The sequence below is a fragment of the Ruegeria sp. HKCCD6157 genome (assembly GCF_013110685.1).
In the GTDB taxonomy this organism is placed as follows: domain Bacteria; phylum Pseudomonadota; class Alphaproteobacteria; order Rhodobacterales; family Rhodobacteraceae; genus Ruegeria.
This window is the reverse complement of sequence record NZ_WVRB01000005.1, coordinates 219,304-240,409: the sequence shown is the minus strand read 5'-3', so window position 1 is coordinate 240,409 and position 21,106 is coordinate 219,304. Positions and strand designations below refer to the sequence as shown.

At 58.9% G+C, this 21,106-nt stretch carries 22 protein-coding genes; 6 read left to right on the top strand and 16 right to left on the bottom strand.

Features of this window, described 5'->3' with window-relative positions; translation table 11 throughout:
* Genes yidC through GS612_RS16290 form a run of 6 tightly spaced genes read left to right on the top strand, consistent with a single transcriptional unit; the run spans position 1 to position 5,344 of the window.
* Entirely contained in the window at positions 1-1,830 is a 1,830-nt protein-coding gene (gene yidC / locus GS612_RS16315; RefSeq protein WP_171641752.1) for a membrane protein insertase YidC, read from the top strand.
* Positions 1,827-2,564 (top strand): MOSC domain-containing protein, encoded by a 738-nt coding sequence (locus tag GS612_RS16310; protein WP_171641751.1) that lies wholly within the window; start codon positions 1,827-1,829, stop codon positions 2,562-2,564. Before yidC ends, GS612_RS16310 begins: the two co-directional genes overlap by 4 nt.
* Positions 2,561-3,214, top strand: a complete 654-nt coding sequence (gene yihA, locus GS612_RS16305) for a ribosome biogenesis GTP-binding protein YihA/YsxC (RefSeq protein WP_152456923.1) — start codon at positions 2,561-2,563, stop codon at positions 3,212-3,214. Before GS612_RS16310 ends, yihA begins: the two co-directional genes overlap by 4 nt.
* Positions 3,215-3,274: 60 nt before the next feature.
* Positions 3,275-4,138, top strand: coding sequence for an acetylglutamate kinase (gene argB / locus GS612_RS16300; RefSeq protein ID WP_171119631.1), 864 nt, complete (start codon positions 3,275-3,277; stop codon positions 4,136-4,138).
* A 25-nt stretch (positions 4,139-4,163) separates the two neighbouring features.
* Positions 4,164-4,850: a ferredoxin gene (locus tag GS612_RS16295; RefSeq protein WP_171641750.1), complete on the top strand. Its 687-nt coding sequence runs from the start codon at positions 4,164-4,166 to the stop codon at positions 4,848-4,850.
* The gene (locus GS612_RS16290; protein WP_171641749.1) at positions 4,847-5,344 is read left to right on the top strand and encodes a histidine phosphatase family protein; all 498 of its coding nucleotides are present in this window, start codon (positions 4,847-4,849) and stop codon (positions 5,342-5,344) included. Before GS612_RS16295 ends, GS612_RS16290 begins: the two co-directional genes overlap by 4 nt.
* Positions 5,345-5,393: 49 nt before the next feature.
* Here GS612_RS16290 and GS612_RS16285 read toward each other — a convergent pair whose 3' ends face one another.
* From GS612_RS16285 to secY, 16 genes are all read right to left on the bottom strand, one after another.
* Positions 5,394-6,185 (bottom strand): amino acid ABC transporter ATP-binding protein, encoded by a 792-nt coding sequence (locus tag GS612_RS16285; RefSeq protein WP_152456919.1) that lies wholly within the window; start codon positions 6,183-6,185, stop codon positions 5,394-5,396.
* 12 nt (positions 6,186-6,197) lie between these two features.
* Positions 6,198-7,496 carry an amino acid ABC transporter permease gene (locus GS612_RS16280; protein WP_171119635.1) on the bottom strand — a complete coding sequence of 433 codons (1,299 nt, stop codon included), beginning with the start codon at positions 7,494-7,496 and terminating at the stop codon, positions 6,198-6,200.
* A gap of 3 nt (positions 7,497-7,499) precedes the next feature.
* A complete protein-coding gene (locus tag GS612_RS16275) occupies positions 7,500-8,732 on the bottom strand; it encodes an amino acid ABC transporter permease (protein WP_171641748.1) in 1,233 nt (410 codons plus the stop codon).
* A gap of 126 nt (positions 8,733-8,858) precedes the next feature.
* A complete protein-coding gene (locus GS612_RS16270; RefSeq protein WP_152456916.1) occupies positions 8,859-9,875 on the bottom strand; it encodes an amino acid ABC transporter substrate-binding protein in 1,017 nt (338 codons plus the stop codon).
* A 205-nt stretch (positions 9,876-10,080) separates the two neighbouring features.
* Complete coding sequence (locus tag GS612_RS16265) at positions 10,081-10,788, bottom strand: ATP12 family chaperone protein (RefSeq protein ID WP_171641747.1); 708 nt, start codon at positions 10,786-10,788, stop codon at positions 10,081-10,083.
* A gap of 3 nt (positions 10,789-10,791) precedes the next feature.
* On the bottom strand, positions 10,792-11,463 hold the full coding sequence (locus GS612_RS16260) for an HAD-IA family hydrolase (protein WP_171641745.1): 672 nt from the start codon (positions 11,461-11,463) through the stop codon (positions 10,792-10,794).
* Entirely contained in the window at positions 11,460-12,503 is a 1,044-nt protein-coding gene (locus GS612_RS16255; RefSeq protein ID WP_171233057.1) for an RluA family pseudouridine synthase, read from the bottom strand. The genes GS612_RS16260 and GS612_RS16255 overlap by 4 nt, the downstream gene beginning before the upstream one ends.
* A gap of 120 nt (positions 12,504-12,623) precedes the next feature.
* A complete protein-coding gene (locus GS612_RS16250; protein ID WP_171641743.1) occupies positions 12,624-13,430 on the bottom strand; it encodes a crotonase/enoyl-CoA hydratase family protein in 807 nt (268 codons plus the stop codon).
* A gap of 98 nt (positions 13,431-13,528) precedes the next feature.
* On the bottom strand, positions 13,529-14,839 hold the full coding sequence (locus GS612_RS16245; protein WP_171229728.1) for a replication-associated recombination protein A: 1,311 nt from the start codon (positions 14,837-14,839) through the stop codon (positions 13,529-13,531).
* Positions 14,840-14,842: 3 nt separating this feature from the next.
* Positions 14,843-16,228 carry a trypsin-like peptidase domain-containing protein gene (locus GS612_RS16240; RefSeq protein WP_171641741.1) on the bottom strand — a complete coding sequence of 462 codons (1,386 nt, stop codon included), beginning with the start codon at positions 16,226-16,228 and terminating at the stop codon, positions 14,843-14,845.
* 160 nt (positions 16,229-16,388) lie between these two features.
* Positions 16,389-16,811, bottom strand: a complete 423-nt coding sequence (gene rplQ / locus GS612_RS16235) for a 50S ribosomal protein L17 (protein WP_170687292.1) — start codon at positions 16,809-16,811, stop codon at positions 16,389-16,391.
* Positions 16,812-16,940: 129 nt separating this feature from the next.
* Positions 16,941-17,957 (bottom strand): DNA-directed RNA polymerase subunit alpha, encoded by a 1,017-nt coding sequence (locus GS612_RS16230; protein ID WP_117870179.1) that lies wholly within the window; start codon positions 17,955-17,957, stop codon positions 16,941-16,943.
* Between the two features lie 114 nt (positions 17,958-18,071).
* Positions 18,072-18,461, bottom strand: coding sequence for a 30S ribosomal protein S11 (rpsK, locus tag GS612_RS16225; RefSeq protein ID WP_008757289.1), 390 nt, complete (start codon positions 18,459-18,461; stop codon positions 18,072-18,074).
* Positions 18,462-18,476: 15 nt separating this feature from the next.
* Positions 18,477-18,845 carry a 30S ribosomal protein S13 gene (rpsM, locus tag GS612_RS16220; protein ID WP_008757392.1) on the bottom strand — a complete coding sequence of 123 codons (369 nt, stop codon included), beginning with the start codon at positions 18,843-18,845 and terminating at the stop codon, positions 18,477-18,479.
* A gap of 200 nt (positions 18,846-19,045) precedes the next feature.
* On the bottom strand, positions 19,046-19,690 hold the full coding sequence (locus GS612_RS16215; RefSeq protein WP_152456908.1) for an adenylate kinase: 645 nt from the start codon (positions 19,688-19,690) through the stop codon (positions 19,046-19,048).
* Positions 19,687-21,051 carry a preprotein translocase subunit SecY gene (gene secY, locus GS612_RS16210; RefSeq protein WP_171641739.1) on the bottom strand — a complete coding sequence of 455 codons (1,365 nt, stop codon included), beginning with the start codon at positions 21,049-21,051 and terminating at the stop codon, positions 19,687-19,689. The genes GS612_RS16215 and secY overlap by 4 nt, the downstream gene beginning before the upstream one ends.
* Positions 21,052-21,106 lie beyond the last annotated feature (55 nt).

The window sequence follows — 21,106 nt, the reverse complement described above, 5'->3', positions numbered from 1 at the left end:
ATGGACGATCAGAACAAGAATCTCATCCTCGCAACCGCGCTCAGCTTTCTCGTGATCCTGGTCTGGTTCGTGCTGTTCCCCCCGCCGGAACCCACACCAACCACGGAACAGGCTGAAATCGCCAGCATCGAAGGGAATGAGGTTCAGACGCCCAGCGCCGCTGATACCGGTACGGTCGGCGAAGCAACCGCAAGCGCCACTGAGGCCGAAGCCGAACCCGAGGCGCCCCGCGTCAGCATCGACACGCCCCGCCTGACGGGCAGCCTGTCGCTTGCCGGTGGCCGAATTGATGAGCTGTCGCTGAAGGATTACAAGGTTTCATTGGCCGAGGATTCTCCGATCGTCGAACTTCTGTCCCCGGTTGGAAGTGACTCTGCCTATTATGCCCTTTATGGCTGGGCCCCCGGCGCGGGCCTGTCGGTCACGGACGTTCCCGGCCCGAACACTCTTTGGACGCTTGAGCAGGGCGAAACTCTGGGTGTTGACACTCCGATCACGCTGGCCTGGGACAATGGAAACGGCCTCACCTTCCGCCGCACCATTGCGGTTGATGAAGACTATATGTTCTCGGTCACCCAGTCGGTCGAGAACACCACGGACGCCGAAGTCGGCATGGCCCCCTACGGCATTCTGGCCCGCCACGGCATGGGCGAAGACGGTGATCTGCCGGGCCTGAAGAACTTCTTCATTCTTCACGAAGGCGTCATGGTCATGTCTGACGGCGTTCTGGATGAGATCGACTATGGCGATGTGCGCGATTTCGATATCGACCCCAATGAACGCGCACAGGCCGAGGTCTATCAGGTCAAAGAAGGCGGCTGGATCGGGTTCACGGATCACTACTGGATGACCACCCTGATCCCGGCCGAGGGTGCAGCGTTCAAGGCCGCTGCCAAATACGATTCACGTCGCAAAATCTATCAAACGGAAACGGTGCTGCCGACACTGACAGTCGCGCCCGGTACGACGGAAGAGGTCACGACCAGACTGTTCGCCGGTGCCAAGGAGTGGGAAACCATCCGGGAGTATCAGGCAGAAGGTGTTCAGAAGTTCATCGACAGCATCGACTGGGGTTGGTTCTACTTTCTGACCAAGCCGATCTTCTGGCTGCTGCACAACATCAACGCCCTGATTGGAAACATGGGCTGGTCAATCATCGGCCTGACGCTGATCATCAAGGCCATCCTGTTCCCGCTCGCCTTCAAGTCCTACGTCTCGATGGCGAAGATGAAGGAATTGCAGCCGCAAATGGAAGCCCTGAAAGAAGCCGCAGGCGATGATCGCCAGAAAATGCAGCAGGGCATGATGGAGCTGTACAAAAAGGAAAAGGTGAACCCTGCCGCAGGCTGCTTGCCAATTCTGTTGCAGATTCCGATCTTCTTCTCGCTGTACAAGGTGATTTTCGTGACGATCGAACTGCGTCAGGCCCCATGGTTCGGCCCGTTCCAGGACCTGAGCGCGCCGGACCCAACCTCGATCTTCAACTTCTTCGGCGTGCTGCCTTGGGCCGCACCTGCACCCGAAAGCCTGATGGCGCTGATCTTCATCGGTATTCTGCCACTGCTGCTGGGTATTTCGATGTGGTTGCAGCAGAAACTGAACCCGGCGCCAACTGACCCGACACAGGCCATGATCTTTGCCTGGATGCCTTGGGTCTTCATGTTCATGCTGGGTGGTTTCGCCAGTGGTCTGGTCGTGTACTGGATCGCGAACAACACGATCACGTTCACACAGCAATATCTGATCATGCGCAGCCAGGGCTATAAGCCGGATGTATTCGGAAACATAAAGTCCGGTTTCAAGCGGACGCCAAAAACGGACAACAAATGAGCGGAACGGTCTCAAGCCTTTGGCGCCACCCGATCAAAAGCCATGGGCGAGAAGCCCTGAGCCAAGTCACACTCATCCCCGGGCAGACCATGCCCGGGGATCGCGTTTGGGCGGTCGCTCATGAGGCCGCCAAAACCGATGGTTCGGAATGGGCACCCTGTTTCAATTTCAGCCGCGGTTCAAAAGCGCCTCAGTTGATGGCCATTTCGGCCGAATTGCAGGGCGACCGGGTTACATTGCGCCACCCGCAGCGACCGGATCTCGGTTTTGCGCCGGACACCGAACAAGAGGCTTTTCTGGACTGGGTAAAGCCACTTATGCCTGCGGACCGGGCCGCATCAGCCCGGATCGTTCGGGTTCCGGGGCGCGGTATGACGGACAGCGACTTTCCATCGATCAGCCTGTGCAACATGGCATCGCATCGCGCAGTCGAACAGAAACTGGGCCGGACTCTGTCCATTCTTCGATGGCGCGGCAATATCTGGTTCGAAGGTCTGCCGTTATGGGATGAGTTTGACTGGCTGGGCCGGGACGTGCGCATTGGCGAGGCCGTGCTTCGCGTACGCGAGCGGATCACGCGATGTATGGCCACCACCGCCAATCCCGAAACCGGTGAGAGGGACGCAGGCACCCTGCGCGCCCTGAACAGCTGGAACCATCAGGATTTCGGCGTTTACGCCGAGGTCGTTCAGGGCGGCGAAATCCGCGTCAACGATGAGGTGCAGGTGCTATGACCACGCTTCCCTTCCCCCTGGCCGAAGACCCGGATGAATTCGCCCTTGAGCGAGGCCGCAAACTGTTTGCAGGCCCGTCCGAGTTCGTCAAAGGCGTTGTCGCCATGAATGGCCTTCCCGCCCCTGACCGGTTGGAAGTCTGTTTTGCGGGGCGTTCGAACGTGGGCAAATCCAGCCTGATCAATGCCTTGACCGGCACGAAGGGTCTGGCCCGCGCATCCAACACGCCTGGCCGCACGCAAGAGATCAACTTTTTCACCCAAGGCCCTGAACTCTATCTCGTGGACCTGCCGGGCTATGGCTATGCAAACGCCCCGGTGAAAGTGGTCGAGAAGTGGCAGAAGCTGCTGAAACAATATCTCAGCGGGCGCCAGACACTGCGCCGCGCCTTTGTCCTGATCGACTCGCGCCACGGGGTAAAACCGGTCGATGACGAAATCATGAAGTTGCTGGACACCAGCGCCGTGACATTTCAATGCGTTCTGACCAAGGCAGACAAGGTCAAAGCCAAGGATCGCGAGAAGGTGCTGGAGCAAACCCGGGCCGCGTTGTCCAAACATCCCGCGGCTTTTCCGGAAATTGTACTTACCTCTTCCGAAAAGGGTGATGGCATCGCGACCCTGCGGTCCATCATTGCGCATCTGGAATAGCTTCGCCCTTGGCAGCGTGGGGCAAAGGTCCTAACACGGTTTTCCAGAAGGACTTTAGCTATGAAGACACGAGATATGAACCGGGACTGGATCGCCACCGCAGCCACACTCAACAGCGCCCTGCCCTATCTGCAGCGCTACGATGGAGCCATCGTCGTCATCAAACTTGGTGGACACGCCATGGGCAGCGACGAGGCGATGGAAAGCTTTGCCCGGGACGTGGTTCTGATGCGCCAGGTGGGTGTGAACCCGGTGGTCGTTCACGGCGGTGGTCCGATGATCAATGCAATGCTGGGCAAGTTGGACATTCAATCCGAATTCGTGAACGGAAAACGAGTGACCGACAAGGCCACGGTTGAAGTGGTCGAAATGGTTCTGTCCGGGCTTGTGAACAAGCGCATCGTACAGGCAATCAATGATCAGGGCGGATCAGCCGTAGGCCTGTCTGGCAAGGACGCAGGCCTGATGGTCTGCGATCAGACGGATGCGTCGCTGGGCTTTGTCGGCACCCCTGCCGAGATGAATCCGAAGATCCTGCATGATCTGTTTTCACATGACGTAATCCCGGTCATCGCCCCGCTTGGTGCAGGCCGCGACGGTGAAACATTCAACGTCAATGGTGACACGGCAGCCGGAGCAATCGCTTCTTCGCTCAAGGCAGACCGTCTGTTGCTGCTGACGGATGTTTCCGGTGTCAAGAACGCGGCGGGCGATGTCGTGACCGAACTCAAGGCCGGTCAGATAAGGGAAATGACCCGCGAAGGCACCATTGCAGGCGGTATGATACCCAAGACAGAAACCGCACTGGACGCCCTGCACAGCGGCGTTCGGGCTGTCGTCATACTTGATGGGCGCGCACCCAATGCCGTGCTGCTGGAGCTGTTCACGGAACATGGGGCCGGGTCGCTGATACGCCCGGACTGATCCCCGCAAGAGAGGAGGAGGAGACATGACACATCTTGCACAGCCTTCCTCTGATCCTGACGCGACGCCTTATGAACAGGTTGAAAACGCCGCCCGTGATGCTGGATTGTTGGTCATGGGCGCGCTGCATCCTCGCCACGTTGCAGCCAAAGACCTCGAAACCGGTACGCTGATCCTCTTGGGGGCCGGGCCGGAATTCTGGCCCGTACTGAAGGCCTCACCGGAATGGCACCAGGACGACCCCGTTGACCGATGGTCGCAAAGGATCGTCGGTCGGATGGCCGAAAGGCTGGGCGCACAGGCGTATTTTCCGTTCGGCGGCCCCCCGTACACGCCATTCATTGACTGGGCGCTCAAATCTGGGCGGACGTTCAGCAGCCCGGTCGGGGCATTGGTGCATGATACCGTTGGGATGATGATTTCCTATCGGGGCGCACTGCATTTTGCCGAAGAGTTCGCCATCCCGGCCCCTTCCGGCGTGTCGCCTTGCGAAAGCTGCGCCGCACCTTGCACGACGACCTGTCCGGTCAGCGCGCTGAACGCGCAGGAGTTCTATGACGTCGCTGCATGCCACGACCATCTGGGCACCGCTGAAGGTCAAACCTGTATGGCGGGCGGGTGTCTGGCCCGCCTAGCCTGCCCTCTGAGCGCGGGCGCAGGACGCGACCCGGAACAATCGGCCCATCACATGAAAGCCTTTCATCCGTCATGACCCGAATTCTGATTCTGACACGTCATGCGAAATCCAGCTGGGATAGCCCGGGTCTTGGCGATCATGACCGCCCGCTGAACAAGCGTGGACGAAAGTCAGCCCCGGCCATCGCTGCTTGGTTGCGTCACCACGGTTGGCTGCCGGATGAAGTCCTAAGCTCTACATCAACCCGCACCCGCGAGACATGGGACCGCATGGGTTTGCAGGCCGATAAAGTCAGCTTTCACAGCGCGCTCTACCACGCTGATTCAAAAGTCATGCTGCGGGAACTTTCAGGTGCTACGGAACCGGCGGTATTGATGCTGGGCCACAATCCCGGGATCGCCGATTTTGCCAACCGTTTGGTGCGACAACCGCCAAATCATATACGCTTTTTCGACTATCCAACCTGTGCAACAACCGTCATGTCATTCGACATAAGCGGCTGGGCCGAGGTCCGATGGCAAACCGGGACGGTGCTGGGGTTCACCATCCCGCGTGAGTTGATCGAATAGAAAAAGGCGGGGCAATACCCCGCCTTCATTCTTTCAGCCTTTGTGCAGGTCAGTGACCCAGAATCTGGCTCAGGAACAGTTTGGTCCGCTCGCTTTGCGGGTTGTTGAAGAACTCTTCGGGTTCGTTCTGCTCCACGATCTGACCGGCATCCATGAAGATCACGCGGTTGGCGACCTGACGGGCAAAACCCATCTCGTGCGTCACGCACAGCATGGTCATGCCTTCCTCGGCCAGTTCGATCATGGTGTCGAGCACCTCTTTGATCATCTCGGGGTCCAGCGCCGATGTCGGTTCATCGAACAACATGATCCGTGGCATCATGCAGAGCGAACGGGCAATCGCCACACGCTGCTGTTGACCCCCAGAAAGCTGACCGGGAAACTTGTCAGCCTGCTCGGGGATTTTCACCTTTTCCAGGAAATGCATCGCCCGCTCTTCAGCCTCTTTCTTGGGCGTCTTGCGCACCCAGATTGGGGCCAGCGTACAGTTTTCCAGAATGGTCAGGTGCGGGAACAGGTTGAAGTGCTGGAACACCATTCCGACCTCGGAGCGAATCTTGTCGATGTTCTTCAGGTCATTCGACAACTCGATCCCGTCCACCACGATCTTGCCTTGCTGGTGTTCTTCCAGCGCGTTCAGGCAGCGGATCAGGGTGGACTTGCCCGAACCCGACGGGCCCGCGATCACGATCCGCTCGCCCTGATTGACGGTCAGATTGATGTCGCGCAGCACGTGGAAGGACCCGTACCACTTGTTCATGCTGTTGATTTCAATGGCGACCTCGTCGCTCACCTGCATCTTGGAGCGGTCGATTTCGCGGTCGATTGCAAGTTCAGACATGTGTTGAACTCCTTAACGATGATCTGTGGCAAGGCGACGCTCGAGCCACTGAGAATATTGAGAGATGCCGTAGCAGACGACGAAGAACAGAAGCGCGGCAAAGCCCAGAAGCTCCCAGTAGACGCCGTTCCATTCGGTCGACGCCAGGATGGGTCCCCGGATCATGCCCACCAGATCGAACATCGAAATGACCGAAACCAGTGTAGTATCCTTGAACAGGCCCACGGCCACGTTCACAATCCCGGGGATCGAGATCTTCAGCGCCTGCGGCAGGATGATGAGCCGCATCGCCTGCGGATAATCCAACCCAAGACTGTCTGCGGCCTCGTACTGCCCGCGCGGAAGCGCTGCCAGACCGCCGCGGATCACCTCGGCGATATAGGCGGACGAGAACATGGTGATCATGATCACCACGCGCAGGAACAGGTCGACCGTGCTGTCAGGCGGGAAGAAATAGGCCAGCATCACCGAAGCCACGAACAGCAGCGTGATCAGAGGCACGCCGCGGATGAACTCGATGAAGATGACGCAGACCCACTTGATCAGCGGCATGTTCGACTGTCGCCCCAAGGCCAGTGCGATCCCAAGTGGTACCGACAGCGACACACAGGTTACGCCCAGCATCATGTTCAGCATGAAACCGCCCAAGTCACGGCTGGGAACGGCCGTCAGCCACGCATTCTCTGATGCGCCTTCCGGGATCAGGGCCCCTCCGACGTTCCAGATGACCAGTGCCGTCACAATTGCGCCGAAGAACCCGGCGGCAAAGTTGTTGTTGCCCAGCTTCTGGAAGACACCACCGGCGGCTATGCAGCCAACAAGCGCAACCAGAGGCACGAGGATCGTGCCACCCCAGATCAGCCAGAAAGCCAGGAAGGGATAGACCGCAGTGAACAACAGCATCTTGCGAGGCAAGTCAAAGAAAAGCACCGGCGCAATCGCTACCAGCATCAGCACAAAGGCCAGGTTCGGCCGCCAATAGGCATCGACGGGGTACTTGAACCCATAGATCAGCTGCGGCCAGCGTTCCGTCAGAACCGCGAAACAGGCTCCGGTCTTGTCCCCCAGAATCTCGCGGCATTCCGCGAGCGAGTTGGCATTCCACACTCCGTTCAGAATCCATGGCAAGGTATTCTTGAGAAGAATGTAGATCAGGATCAGCGACAGAACTGTCAGGATCGAATTGACGACCCCTGAAAACAGATTCTCGCGCAGCCATTTGATGACGCCTGTCTCATTTGCCGGCGGCGGTGAGGGCGGGATGGTGCCTTCGGCCACGAAGGCGATCGGGTTTGTTGCTTGATCACTCATGGCTCAGCGCTCCTTCAGCTTGACGGAAGCGTTGTAGATGTTCATCCCCGTCGAAATCAGCAGCGAGGCCGTGAGGTAGAACAACATCAGCAGCAGAACGCATTCAATCGCCCGGCCGGTCTGGTTCAGGGTAATACCACCGAGTGTTGCGGTGATATCCGCATATCCAACGGCAATCGCGAGAGACGAGTTCTTGGTGATATTCAGATACTGCGAGATCAGCGGCGGGATGATGACCCGCAATGCCTGGGGCAGGATGACCAGTTTCATGATCCGTCCCTGACGCAGGCCCAACGCGGCGGCCGCCTCGGTCTGACCTTTGCTGATCGCCTGAATACCCGCACGCACGTTTTCCGCGATAAAGGCACCGGTATAGATCGACAGGGCAAACCACAGCGCAATCAAAGGACCACCGGCATTCAGTCCACCGCTGAAGTTAAAGCGCTTCAGCTCGGGGACATCCCAGGTCAGGCCCATGATGATCATCAACAGCACAAAAGGCACCAGCCAGATTGCCAGTTTCGGCAACAGCGTCGCGGGGCGCTCGCCAGTTTCTTCCTGCTTCTTGGTCGCGCGTTTTTCGACTTCGCCACTGACGAACCACGATCCGATCAAGACGGCGATGACCAGCAACCAGTTCAGGGCTGTCGATGCAAACAGGCCATTGGCGAACTCGGGACGGGGAAAATAAATGCCTCTATTGGTAAAGGCGAAGGACCCAAACAGCATTGAAGACGTCGGGCTTTCCCCCCGGAACGCGCTGGGCGCCGGCAGCACGGCCGTCATGATCGTGAAGATGATGATGATCCAGATCAGAACCGGGATGTTCCGGAAGATCTCGACATATACTGCCATCAGCTTCGACACGAGCCAGTTGTTCGACAGTCTCAGAACACCCGCGATCACACCGAAAACCGTTGCGGTGATACAGGCCAGGAAGGCCACGAGCAATGTGTTCAGCAAACCGACAAGTGCCGCGCGTGCATGCGATGACTGACTGTCATATTCAACAAGACGCTGGTTGATGTCGTACCCGGCGGAATCGCCGAGGAAAGCATAGGAAATATTGAGCCCTGCGGCCCTGAGGTTCTGGATCAGGTTGTTGCCCAGATACCAAATGGAAAGCGCAATGACGATGGCCGCAATCACTTGAAATGTAAGAGAGCGATAGCGGGTATCGTTTATGAGCATAGACAACCGAAAATCAGCTTTCGGTGGGTCAGTCATAGTCGACATATTTTGGGATCCCCGTGGCTTGCGAGCTGTTTCATTTCGGCGAGGTTTTCCCCGCTCTGCATCTGCCCGCAGCAATTTATTGTAGAAGAGGGCGCAGGTTGCCCCGCGCCCTCTTCCATTGATGCCTTAACGGAACGGCGGCGAGTACAGCAGGCCGCCTTCGGTCCACTGTGCGTTCAGGCCGCGCGCCAGGCCGATCGGTGTTTCTTCACCGATGTTCTTGGCGAAGATTTCACCATAGTTGCCGCCAGCTTTGATCGCTTTGGCCGCCCAGTCGGCGTCCAGACCCAGCATTTCACCCAGAGTGCCTTCTGTACCCAGCAGGCGGTTGATTTCCGGGTTGTCGGTGCCGGCGCTCAGCTCGTCGATATTTGCCGAGGTCACACCCAGCTCTTCAGCCGAAATCAGTGCGTTCAGGGTCCAGCGAACAACGTCGCCCCACTCGTGGTCGCCATGACGGACCAGCGGGCCCAGCGGCTCTTTCGAGATGATTTCGGGCAGCAGGATGTGCTCGTCCGGCGCTTCGAAGGTGGCGCGGGTTGCGGCGAGGCCCGATGCATCAGTGGTGTAAACGTCACATGCACCAGCCAGGTACTGCTGCTGCGCTTCGGCGTTGGTTTCGATCGGAACCGGCTCGTAGCTGATGTTGTTGGCACGGAAGAAATCGGCCAGGTTCAGCTCGGTGGTGGTGCCGGTCTGGATGCAGACACGGGCGCCGTCCAGTTCCTTGGCCGAGCTGACGCCCAGCGCCTTGGGAACCATGAAGCCCTGACCGTCATAATAGTTCACACCGGTGAATTCGAACTTCAGGTCGACGTCGCGGCTGAAGGTCCAGGTGGTGTTTCTTGCCAGCATGTCGATCTCGCCCGAGGCCAGAGCGGTAAAACGTGTCTTACCAGTGGTCGGAACGAATTCAACGGCGTTGGCGTCACCCAGAACGGCAGCAGCAACGGCGCGGCACAGCGATACGTCAAAGCCTTGCCATTCGCCATTTGCGTCGGGCGCAGCAAAACCAACCAGACCGGTGGTCACACCACAATTCAGCTTGCCGCGTGCTTTAACGTCGTCAACGGTCCCTGCCATGGCTGCGCCAGCAGCAAGACCGGCAATCGTTGCCGCGCCCAAGATTACGGATTTTTTCATTTTTACCTCTTCCTGATTTTCCGCCCCGTCCGAGACGGCTCTGCCCGGCAAGTGGATGCCGGATAGGTTACCCCAAAGGTGTCTCCCCTTTAGTGGCACCGAGTTTGGGCGTATTCATAAACAAACGTCAAGGGCCGGATCATCGAAATCGATGGATCAGGCCCCAAGCTGTTTACAGATTTGCTCAAAAAACCGGAATTTAGGATCAAACCGATATGTCAAAGAAGCGTTTGGCATGCATAAAGGCTGCTTTCTTGGCCTCGGCAACCTGATGGGCTTCTTCGTCATGGCCCCATTGTTCAATTTGCCAGGTTTCATCCAATCTTGAAATGCGCCATATTTCGTCCGGATTGCGCCAATTCATGGCGGCCGCAAAGCCAAGAATCAATGACCCCGACAAGCTGACAAGATCGTGAAAAGCGGCCAGTTGGAACGCATCCAGCCCGTGCACCCGAGAACGCAATGTCGCCAAGGCGGATTCCGGCTGCGGTTGATGCAGGACGCCCGCAACCGGAACCAGACGGGCAGACAGCGCGGTCTCGGCCCAATCCAGGGCGGGATCCCATTCGGCGCTCTGACGATCCTGCAACTCCTGCGGGTGGGTTGCGCGATAACACAATAAATCGGAATCACCGTAGTCGGCCAGCATGTCGGCCACTTCCCCGTGCTGGATGCGGACTTTGTCAATCGCTGCATTTGCAGAACGGGTGAACGGCATCACGGCAGGATCAACTTCTTTTTCCTGCGCGTCCCATTCCCCTGCCACCGCTTCGGCCATGGGGCGGGTTGGCAGGATCAGGTCTGCCTTGGCGGGTGTTTTGACCCTGCGGCCATCCAGTTCGACGGTGAAGCCGCCATCAACCGCGACAACGGTGCTGTCCTTCCAGAAGCGTTTCGGTTTCCAGTCACTCATCTTTCAATCCCACATCCCAGCCAGCGCATTGGGCAACTGGTCAAAGGTTTCGATAATGCAAGAAGCTGCGGTCAGAGCCGATCGGTCATGATAGCCCCAGGTGACGCCGATGCCGCGAACACCGGCGGCCGCAGCCATATCCATGTCAAAGCTCGTGTCGCCGATCATCACTGCACAGGCCGGATCGACCCCGGTTTCCGCCAATGCGGTCTGCACCATGGACGGATGCGGCTTTGACGGGTGGTGATCCGCGACCTGCCGGGTCACGAAATACGGTTCCAGCCCGTGGGCTTCGATCAATGCGTCCAACCCGCGCTGCGACTTGCCGGTTGCTACGCCAAGAAGCACTTCGGGTATGGCATGCATCGCTTCAATCGCCTCGCGCGCACCGGGGTACAGCGGCGAACTTGCCGCGCCCAATTCAAGACGATGGGCGTGATAGGCCTCCTTATACCCTTCGACCAGATCGTTCTGGACCGAAAGAGGCTGTTCCGGCGCCAACCGGGCGATGGCATGCGGCAGCGACAAGCCGACAATGGACAGGATCGCCTTTCGCGTCGGAACCGGCACGGAAGCGGCCTGAAAGCTGGCGGTCATGGAATGAACGATGCTGCCCTGACTGTCGACCAGAGTGCCGTCGACGTCGAACAGGACCAGCCGCAAGGGTGCGCTCATTGCAGCGCCTCAAACGGGTCGTCAGCCGCCAGATCCTCGCTCCATCCGAACGTGTCCCAGCTATGCTTCATATGCTCGGGCAAGGGCGCCGTCACGGTCACTGGTTTCCGCGTCACCGGATGCAGGAAGGACAGCCGCCGTGCGTGCAGATGCAGCTTTTTGCTGATGATCCCACCCAGTTGCGCACCCCATCCGTCGCCAAGGTTTTCCTGACCCGAACCACCGTATTTTCCGTCGCCGATAATCGGATGTCCGATTGCGGCCATATGCGCCCTCAATTGGTGCGTACGTCCAGTGATCGGCTCCATCGCGACCCAGGCGGCGCGGCCGGCAACTCGATAGAGTGTTGCGTAATGCGTATGCGCGCGTTTCGCGCCCGGAGTGCTTTCAATTTCGTTCATATGCACGGGGATCATCTTTTCACCCTCGCCGTGCTTGCCATGACCGGGCGCCTTGACAAGGCCGGTCTTGATCTCCCCTAGGTAAGGCGTTGGAACACCGGCAACCAGCGCCCAGTAGATCTTGCGCGTATCGCGGTGACGGAAAGCGGCCGTCAGACCCTTGGCGGCCTCACGCGTGCGGGCCAGCAGCAGAACACCTGAGGTGTCCTTGTCCAATCGATGAACCAGCCGAGGGTTCTCGTCATAGCCGAACCGCAGCGCTTCGGACAGGCTGTCAACATGCCTTGTCTGCCCGCTGCCGCCCTGCACCGGCAGACCATGCGGCTTGTTCAGCGCCAGAATGTGATCGTCGCGGTAGATCACGCAGGACTGGATCATCTTGGCATCCGCATCCGAGATGTGATGCTTGACCTCAGCCGGTTTGTGATCAGCGTCCGGCAAAGGCGGCACGCGAACAACCTGCCCTGCCTCCAACCGGGTCGAGGCCTTGGCACGGCTACCGTCAACACGCAATTCTCCCTTGCGGCACATCTTTTCAATGCGCCCCTGGCTGACATGCGGAAACAGGCGGCGCAGCCAGCGATCCACGCGCTGGTCCCCATCCCCTTCGGCGACTGTAATCATCTGCACGCCACTCATGCCATTACCCCTTTTTCCGCGCGGGTGATCCGCCCGGATTGCGTGTTTATCCGTGTCCCAGAAATCATGGGCGTCTGTCGCGCGCAACGCGGCAAGAGTCAAGGTATCAGGCTTTGGATCTCAGATGTTCGAGAAGTCGCCGTGCCGCCCCGCTCCATCCCGAAAACGGGCCGCACCAGCGGTTCCTTCGCGGCGAATGGCATCCAACCCGTTGGCCCATTCAACCTTCAGCGCGTCACGAACCGGCATTCCACGGGTTTCGATGATCGACCGGCGGTCTGCCCGAACGGCCTCTTGCGAGAAACGGGCGATATCATGTGCCATGTCTTCAGCCGCCTTTCGTGCTGTGCCATGTGGAACGACCTTTTCCGCCAGCCCAATTCTGTAACACTCCTCCGCCTCGACCTTGCGACCGGTCAGAGCAATCTCCAACGCCTTGCCCTGCCCCACCAGACGCGGCAACCTGACCGAACCACCATCCATCAGGGTAATCCCCCAGCGGCGGCAAAACACACCCAAGTAAGCCGTTTCCGCCATGACCCGGATATCGCACCACAAGGCAAGCTCCATTCCTCCGGCCACTGCCGCGCCTTCTATCGCGCCGATGACAGGTTTCGAAAGCTCCAGCCGCGACGGCCCCATGGGCCCCAGCGTTGACGGGGCCGAACCGATGGGAAAGCCATGTTTGTCGAAATACGCCTCGCGCCGTTCGGGATCGGCCAGCGATGCGGCAAGTTTCAGATCCCACCCTGCACAGAAATTGCCACCTTTGCCCCAGAATACCGCAGCCTTGGCCGAACTGGCCTCGAAACTCAGAAATGCCTCAACCAGAGCCTCGGCATGTTTCGTATCAACGGCGTTCCGCGCATCCGGCCTGTCATGAATGACGGTCCAGACATCTTCGGATTTTTCGATTGAAACCGGCATATCAAGCCCTCCCCTGCAAGCGTTGACCCAAGGGAAGCGTCCAATTTCAATCCTGTCGCCTGTGACGCGGCGGAACCTTTACGACTGACCCTACGTTACTAGCTGTTCCGCTGTGTCCGCAGCTTGGCAAAATAATCGAGGCGTTTCTTTAGTTCACGCTCGAAACCGCGCTCGACCGGCTGATACAAAACCGGGCGTTTCATCGTCTCGGGGAAGTAGTTCTGACCGGAAAACCCGTCCTCGGCATCATGGTCATAGGCATAGCCCGCGCCGTAACCCTGATCCTTCATCAAAGAGGTCGGCGCGTTCAGGATATGCTTGGGCGGTGGCTCGCTGCCGGATTGCTTGGCCAGCCGCATTGCCGCCTTGTAGCCGACATAGGCGCCGTTGGATTTTGGCGCCAGGGCAAGATAGACCAGCGCTTGAGCAAGCGCCAACTCGCCCTCGGGTGAACCCAGACGTTCGTAGGTTTCCCACGATTGCAAACAAATGGCCTGCGCCTGCGGATCGGCCAGGCCTATGTCCTCGACCGCCATGCGTGTGATCCTGCGCGCAAGATACCGCGGATCTTCGCCCCCGGTCAGCATGCGCGCGAACCAATACAAGGCCGCATCGGGGTCAGATCCGCGCACCGATTTGTGCAGGGCCGAGATCAGGTTGTAATGCTCATCACCGGATTTGTCGTATTTTGCAGCTCGCCGCATCAAACGCGTTGACAGCGCGTCGGGGGCCAGCGGCGCGTCCACCTTCCACGCCGAAACCTGTTCGATCAGGTTCAGCAAAGCCCGACCGTCGCCGTCGGCCATCTCTTGCAACGCATCGCGGGCGGCAGGCGTCAATGGCAACGCGCGGCCCAACTCTTTCTCGGCCCGCTGGGTCAGACGCTCCAGATCGGCAAGGCTCAACCGTTCCAGCACCAGCACCTGCGACCGGCTGAGCACAGCGGCATTCAACTCGAATGACGGGTTCTCGGTGGTTGCGCCGACCAACAGGATGGTCCCGTCTTCCATATGGGGCAGAAACCCATCTTGCTGAGCCTTGTTGAAGCGGTGAATCTCGTCCACGAACAACAAGGTGCCCTGCCCGTTCTCGCGGCGTATCTTCGCGGCCTCGAAGACTTTCTTCAGATCCGGCACACCGGTGAAGATCGCACTGATCTGAACGAAATGCAGATCGGTTTCCTGTGCCAACAGCCGTGCAATCGTGGTCTTTCCAACTCCGGGTGGGCCCCAGAAGATCAGGCTGGACAAACTGCCTGCCGCCAGCATGACACCCAGAGGGGCCTCGGGGCCCAGCACCTGCTCCTGCCCGATCACCTCGGCCAGGGATCGAGGCCGCAACCGGTCAGCCAGAGGCCGGCGAGGAGAAGCGGCAGGTTCTGCCGCCCCGGTATCGAACAGATCACTCACAGGTCACAGCCGGAACCGCAAAGAGACGGACCGCCCCCCGCGCACCAGACCTATCTGCACGTAACGGCCCGGATCGGTCAGCGCGGTCTCAACGTCCCGAGGGCGCTGGATCTCATCGGCATTGATGCTTTCAAGAATATCACCGGTTCGCAATCCCGCCCTTCCGCCATACGGGCCGGGATCCACCACGATGACACCGGTCAGCGACAGCGACAATCCCATCCTGGTGATCACCGCGGGATTGACCCGGGACACCACCAACCCCGGAAGAACGGTTCTGTCATTCAACGTCGTTTCTTCGGCGGCCGGAACATCGGGGGCTTTGATAAGCGCCACCTCGACATCTTCACTTTGGTCGCCGCGCAGACGGGTCAGAACCGAGGTTCCGCCCACTCCGGCGACCGACATCCGAAACTTCATCTCGGCGGGTGAATTGACCTCATCCCCGTCCACATGGGTTACCACGTCTCCCACTCTGAACCCTGCGTCGCGCAAAGGACTGAGCTCATGCAGATCAGAGATCACAACGCCCAACGGGATGGCCAGACCAAGGGATTCCGCGATATCCGCGCTCATGTGTTGACCCGACATTCCCGCCCACGGGCTGACGAAGGTTTCGTTTCCCTGCTGCGCCTGCTTGAGGAATTGCGCCACCAGATTGGCGGGGATGGCAAAGCCTATTCCGTTTGACCCACCCGATCGGGTCAGAATCGAGGTATTGATCCCGATAAGCTGGCCATTCACATCGATCAGCGCCCCACCGGAGTTGCCCGGGTTGATTGCCGCATCCGTCTGGATGAAATATCCGCGGCCATTCCCGGTTGCCGTGCCCGTGCGCGCCAGCCCCGAGATGATGCCGGACGATACCGTCTGCCCCACCCCGAACGGGTTTCCGATGGCCAGCGCCAGCTCTCCAACCTCGACCTGATCGGAATCGCGAAGGGTCAGGTAGGGCAGGTCTTCGGCCTCCTTCAAACGCAGGATCGCGATATCGCTTTCCTCATGGCCCAGCACAACCTCGGCCGAAAACTCGCGCCGATCCGTCGTGACAACCCGGATCTCGGTCGCGGATCCGACCACGTGATAGTTGGAAACAACATACCCATCGTCAGACAGGATAACCCCGGAACCCAACGAATTTTGAACCCGCTGACGTGGTTCGCCGAACCCCCGGTCAAAGAAATCCTGAAAGAACGGGTCCGAGAAAAACGGGCTTGCCCGGCCCTGCCGGACGATCTTGGCATAGATGTTCACAACCGCCGGTGATGCCTGTTTCACGACCGGGGCAAATCCCAACGAAATCTCGGCCTGTGACTGCGGAACTTTCGTTTCGGCCATTCCTTGCGTCGCGCAGGTCAAGGCAACAAGGGTCAGCATTACGCGGATCATGGTGGCTCCGTTTTTTGCGATTGGCCCAGATATGCTGACACAAAATCTGAATTGCAAGTCGGCGGTCGGGTATGCCCCGCAACATGTCGGACATGCCATAACGAAAAAACCTCCGTCCGGTTTCCCGAACGGAGGTTCGACCGTGACCTTAGGTCAGATCTTATTCTTCGTCTGCTGCCTCTTCGGCGGCAACGCGGGCTTTGTCGGCCGCGCCCTTGGCGTCGACGTCACGATCAACGAATTCGATGATCGCCATCGGTGCCATGTCGCCATAGCGGAAGCCAGCCTTCAGGATACGGACATAACCGCCCTGACGCTCGGCGTAGCGGGGGCCCAAAACTTCGAACAGCTTTGCGACGTCTTTGTCTTCTTTCAGCTGTGCCGCGGCCTGACGGCGGGCGTGCAGGTCGCCGCGCTTGCCCAGAGTGATCAGTTTTTCAACGATCGGGCGCAGTTCTTTTGCCTTGGGCAGAGTCGTTTTGATTTGCTCATGCTCGATGAGCGAGCCAGCCATGTTCGCAAACAGCGCCTTGCGGTGCTCATGAGTACGGTTCAGGCGGCGGTAACCACGTGCGTGACGCATTTTTCAATTCCTATCTTGCGTTTTGCTTTGTCTGGCCGGCGATGCGTGTCACCGGCTCTCCTTGGGGCGGAAATGCCCATTTGGTCCCCGGATATTCCCACTTCGGGCCGGGCATTGGGGAAGACGCGCTTAGAACGCGTCTTCGAATTTCTTCGCCAGATCTTCGATGTTGTCCGGCGGCCAGTCCTCGACATCCATGCCCAGGTGCAGGCCCATGCCGGACAGTACTTCCTTGATCTCGTTCAGCGACTTGCGGCCGAAGTTCGGGGTGCGCAGCATCTCGGCTTCGGTCTTCTGGATCAGGTCGCCGATATAGACGATGTTGTCGTTCTTCAGGCAGTTTGCCGAACGGACCGACAGTTCCAGCTCGTCCACCTTCTTCAGCAGCAGCGGGTTGAACTCCAGACCATCGTCCTCGTCCTGACGGCTTGCCGATTCCGGCTCGTCGAAGTTGACGAAGATCGACAGCTGATCCTGAAGGATACGAGCGGCAAAGGCCAGCGCGTCTTCCGGCGTGATCGAACCGTCGGTTTCGATCTTCAGGGTCAGTTTGTCATAGTCCAGAACCTGACCTTCACGGGTCGGCTGAACGTCATAGGCGACCTTTTTGACCGGCGAATAGATCGCATCGATCGGGATCAGGCCGATAGGCGCGTCTTCGGGCTTGTTCTTCTCGGCCGAGACATAGCCCTTGCCGGTGTTGACGGTCAGTTCCATGAACAGGTCAGCGCCATCGTCCAGGTGGCAGATGACGTGATCGCGGTTCAGAACCTCGATACCGGCGCTTTCGCTGATGTCGCCAGCGGTGACGACTGCGGGGCCTTTGGCATTGATCGACAGGCGCTTGGGGCCTTCGACTTCCATGCGCAGGGCAACCTGCTTGAGGTTCAGGATGATGTCGGTGACGTCTTCACGAACGCCTGCCACGCTCGAAAACTCGTGCAGGACGTTATCGATCTGGACGCTGGTGATGGCCGCACCTTGCAGCGAGCTCATCAGGACGCGGCGCAGGGCGTTGCCCAAGGTCAGACCAAAGCCACGCTCCAGCGGTTCGGCAACCAGTGTGGCCTGACGTGCAGGATCATTGCCCGGCTTGGCTTCCAGCTGGGTCGGCTTGATCAATTCTGCCCAATTCTTGTGGATCATGTAATCCCTCCATTCCTGTCCGCGCCCCATGACCAACAAGGTGCAGACGCCCGAGGTTCAAAATGACGTGCTGGGGCCGTGCAGAAACACAGCCCCAGCTCAATTCAAAATCGCTTAGACGCGACGACGCTTCGGCGGACGGCAGCCGTTGTGAGCAATCGGTGTCACGTCGCGGATCGACGTGATGTTGAAGCCCACGGCAGCCAGCGCGCGCAGTGCCGATTCACGGCCCGAACCGGGGCCCTGAACTTCGACTTCCAGCGTCTTGACGCCATGTTCCTGCGCCTTCTTGCCTGCGTCTTCGGCAGCCATTTGAGCGGCGTAGGGGGTCGATTTCCGCGATCCCTTGAAGCCCATGGTACCGGCAGACGACCACGAGATGGCGTTGCCCTGTACGTCCGAGATCAGGATCTTGGTGTTGTTGAAGGTCGAATTCACATGGGCAACGCCCGATGCGATGTTTTTGCGCTCTTTGCGCTTAACGCGAGTCTTGTCACGTGCCATCGGTCAGACCCTCCCTTATTTCTTCTTACCAGCGATGGCCTTTGCAGGGCCTTTGCGGGTACGAGCGTTGGTGTGGGTACGCTGACCGCGAACCGGCAGGTTGCGGCGGTGACGCAGACCGCGATAGCAGCCCAGGTCCATCAGGCGCTTGACGTTCATCTGAACTTCGCGACGCAGGTCACCTTCAACGGTGAAATTTGCATCGATGTGCTCGCGGATGGCCAGAACTTCGGCGTCGGACAGTTCGTTGACGCGACGGTGCGCTTCAATGCCCACGGCTTCGCAGATCGCTTTGGCCGAGGTGTTTCCGATACCGGTGATATATGTGAGGGCGATAGGTACCCGCTTTGCAGTCGGGATGTTTACGCCGGCAATACGTGCCACGTGTCACTTTCCTTTTCGTTGCGGTTCCGTAACTCCAGAACCTTTTTTCACAACGCTTTACCGTGGCAGTGTGGCCAGAGGGTTCAGCATTATTCGAGGTGGTCGGGGCGGTTGGGACGAATCCCGCACGCGGTCTTGATTCCCTTTAGGGATGGGGGTCGATATGGGCTTTTGGCGGTGCCGTCAAGCCCATATTGAAATCAGCCGAGAATGGCCTCGATCGACGCCGTGACTTCCTTGATGTCCGCCAGCCCGTTCACGGGGCGCAGATCGCCCTTGGCATAGTAATAGCCGATCAGCGGAGAGGTCTTCTTGTAGTACTCCATCAACCGCGTGCGCAGACTGTCTTCGTTATCGTCGGCGCGACGAACGAAGTCATTTTCCTTGCCGCAGTTGGTGCACTTGCCGTCAGCCGGGATCGGCTTGGTCTTGTCGTTATAGACCTCACCGCATCCGCCGCAGGTTGACCGTGCGGTAATCCGCTCCACCAGAGCATCGTCATCCACGCGCATCTCGATCACGGTGTGCAGGGACTGGCCCAGCTTGGTCAGCAGAGCCGACAGCGCGTCGGCCTGCGCCAACGTGCGGGGGAAGCCGTCAAAGATGAAACCGGCGCCTTTTTCGGTGGTCAGTTTTTCCTCAATCAGGCCGATCACGATCTCATCGGTGACCAGCTTGCCCGCGTCCATGATCGCAGCAACCTTCTGGCCCATTTCGGTTCCGCTGGTCTTGGCCTCGCGCAGCATATCCCCGGTGCTGAGCTGCACCATCCCGCGGGTCTCTACCAGGTGACGCGCCTGCGTTCCCTTGCCTGCCCCCGGGGGGCCCAGAAGAATGATGTTCATCGACGAGCAGCTCCCTTTCTGCCGCGTTTCTTGCCTTTGCCGCGCAGCTGGGACTTTTCGATAAGCCCTTCATATTGATGCGCCAACAGGTGGCTCTGGACCTGCTGGATCGTGTCCATGGTCACAGAGACGATAATCAGAACCGAGGTGCCGCCGAAATAGAACGGAATGGCAAACTGGCCCCGCAGAATTTCGGGCAGCAGACAGACCGCCGCCAGATAGGCTGAACCCAGCACCAGCACGCGGTTGACCACGTATTCCAGATACTCGGCGGTTTTCTTGCCGGGCCGGATGCCGGGCACAAAACCGTTCTGCTTTTTCAGGTTGTCCGCCACATCATCCGGTTTGAACGACACGTTGAACGTATAGAAATAGGCGAAGAACACGATCATCGAGGCAAAGAACAGAAGGTAAAGCGGCTGTCCGGGGCCGAAATTGGCCAGCAGCCACGACATGACCGGCCCGTTGGCAGCACCGGACGAGAAGGTCGAGATCGTGACCGGCAGCAGCAGCAGCGAGCTGGCGAAGATCGCCGGAATAACACCCGCAGGGTTGACCTTGACCGGCAAGTGGCTTGAGCCGCCTTCGTAGACTTTCATACCGGCCTGGCGGCGCGGATACTGAATGTGGATCTTGCGCAGGGCGCGCTCCATGAACACCACAAAGGTGATGACCGCGATGACCATAATGATCACGCCGACGATCACGGCAGGGCTGATCGCACCGCTGCGGCCGCTTGCAAAGAACTGCGCCAGAGCAGCCGGAACCTCGGCAATGATGCCGACGAAGATGATCAAAGAGATACCGTTGCCGATCCCGCGTGCAGTGATCTGTTCACCCAGCCACATCAGAAACATTGTGCCGCCAACCAGCGTGATCATGGTCGACATGCGGAAATAGAGCCCCGGATCAGTCGCCAGATCGCCCGATTCCAGCGAAACGGCCAGACCATAAGCCTGAACGGTGGCCAGAGCCACGGTGCCGAACCGGGTATACTGGTTGATCTTCTTGCGCCCCTGCTCGCCCTCTTTCTTGAGCTGTTCGAGCGCGGGAACCATGGATGTCAGAAGCTGAACGATGATCGAGGCCGAGATGTAAGGCATGATGCCGAGGGCAAAGATACCCATCCGCCCCAGCGCCCCGCCGGTGAACATCGAAATCATGCCGCCGATGCCCTGCCCCGCCTGTTCCATAAATTCGCGCAAAGCTGCTCCGTCAATCCCCGGCACCGGAATAAAGGTGCCCAGACGATAGACGATCAGCAAACCCAGCGTGAACAGGATGCGGTTGCGCAGATCGGTGGCCTTGCCCAAAGCAGCCCAGCTTGTGTTGGCTGCCATTTGTTCTGCTGCTGATACCATAAATCGGTCTCTCTTATGCAAACGCCGCCCGGAACCGTTTTCCGGCTCGGACGGC

Bases quoted from the DNA above. Each gene is read 5' to 3' on its own strand.
- GS612_RS16240 (WP_171641741.1), bottom strand. From the start codon at position 16,228: ATGATCCGCGTAATGCTGACCCTTGTTGCCTTGACCTGCGCGACGCAA.
- secY (WP_171641739.1), bottom strand. From the start codon at position 21,051: ATGGTATCAGCAGCAGAACAAATGGCAGCCAACACAAGCTGGGCTGCT.
- GS612_RS16260 (WP_171641745.1), bottom strand. From the start codon at position 11,463: ATGAGCGCACCCTTGCGGCTGGTCCTGTTCGACGTCGACGGCACTCTG.
- GS612_RS16290 (WP_171641749.1), top strand. From the start codon at position 4,847: ATGACCCGAATTCTGATTCTGACACGTCATGCGAAATCCAGCTGGGAT.
- GS612_RS16230 (WP_117870179.1), bottom strand. From the start codon at position 17,957: ATGATCCACAAGAATTGGGCAGAATTGATCAAGCCGACCCAGCTGGAA.
- rplQ (WP_170687292.1), bottom strand. From the start codon at position 16,811: ATGCGTCACGCACGTGGTTACCGCCGCCTGAACCGTACTCATGAGCAC.
- GS612_RS16275 (WP_171641748.1), bottom strand. From the start codon at position 8,732: ATGTCGACTATGACTGACCCACCGAAAGCTGATTTTCGGTTGTCTATG.
- rpsK (WP_008757289.1), bottom strand. From the start codon at position 18,461: ATGGCACGTGACAAGACTCGCGTTAAGCGCAAAGAGCGCAAAAACATC.
- GS612_RS16250 (WP_171641743.1), bottom strand. From the start codon at position 13,430: ATGCCGGTTTCAATCGAAAAATCCGAAGATGTCTGGACCGTCATTCAT.
- yihA (WP_152456923.1), top strand. From the start codon at position 2,561: ATGACCACGCTTCCCTTCCCCCTGGCCGAAGACCCGGATGAATTCGCC.
- GS612_RS16295 (WP_171641750.1), top strand. From the start codon at position 4,164: ATGACACATCTTGCACAGCCTTCCTCTGATCCTGACGCGACGCCTTAT.
- GS612_RS16265 (WP_171641747.1), bottom strand. From the start codon at position 10,788: ATGAGTGACTGGAAACCGAAACGCTTCTGGAAGGACAGCACCGTTGTC.
- yidC (WP_171641752.1), top strand. From the start codon at position 1: ATGGACGATCAGAACAAGAATCTCATCCTCGCAACCGCGCTCAGCTTT.
- GS612_RS16255 (WP_171233057.1), bottom strand. From the start codon at position 12,503: ATGAGTGGCGTGCAGATGATTACAGTCGCCGAAGGGGATGGGGACCAG.
- GS612_RS16215 (WP_152456908.1), bottom strand. From the start codon at position 19,690: ATGAACATCATTCTTCTGGGCCCCCCGGGGGCAGGCAAGGGAACGCAG.
- GS612_RS16310 (WP_171641751.1), top strand. From the start codon at position 1,827: ATGAGCGGAACGGTCTCAAGCCTTTGGCGCCACCCGATCAAAAGCCAT.
- GS612_RS16280 (WP_171119635.1), bottom strand. From the start codon at position 7,496: ATGAGTGATCAAGCAACAAACCCGATCGCCTTCGTGGCCGAAGGCACC.
- GS612_RS16270 (WP_152456916.1), bottom strand. From the start codon at position 9,875: ATGAAAAAATCCGTAATCTTGGGCGCGGCAACGATTGCCGGTCTTGCT.
- argB (WP_171119631.1), top strand. From the start codon at position 3,275: ATGAAGACACGAGATATGAACCGGGACTGGATCGCCACCGCAGCCACA.
- GS612_RS16285 (WP_152456919.1), bottom strand. From the start codon at position 6,185: ATGTCTGAACTTGCAATCGACCGCGAAATCGACCGCTCCAAGATGCAG.